This window comes from Acinetobacter sp. WCHAc060042 (assembly GCF_003231195.1).
GTDB lineage: Bacteria > Pseudomonadota > Gammaproteobacteria > Pseudomonadales > Moraxellaceae > Acinetobacter.
In genome coordinates, this window is sequence record NZ_QKVN01000150.1 from 1 (window position 1) to 292 (window position 292).

1 protein-coding gene is annotated in these 292 nt (G+C 38.0%); it reads left to right on the plus strand.

All coding sequences use genetic code 11. The features are described 5' to 3' along the window. Positions 1 to 269: type ISP restriction/modification enzyme (locus DPG01_RS18675; protein WP_322873884.1), on the plus strand; the 269-nt coding region annotated here is incomplete at its 5' end. Between the last annotated feature and the right edge of the window lie 23 nt (positions 270 to 292).

The following is a 292-nucleotide window of genomic DNA, read 5'->3' on the forward strand; positions in this document are numbered from 1 at the left end:
CCGTTGTTTATAATAATGCTATCACTATCGAAAATATCCCATTAGAAGCCTATGACTACGTTGTAAATGGCAAGCCTGCACTCGAATGGGTTATGGAACGCCAAGGCGTATCTACGCATAAAGACAGTGGCATTGTGAATGATGCGAATGATTGGGCAATCGAAACAATGAATGATCCATCATACCCTCTCAATCTGTTTTTACGAGTGATTACTGTCAGTCTTGAAACAATGAAGATTGTTAGAAACTTACCTAAATTAGATATTTAGTATTAAAAAATGGGGGTGAACCC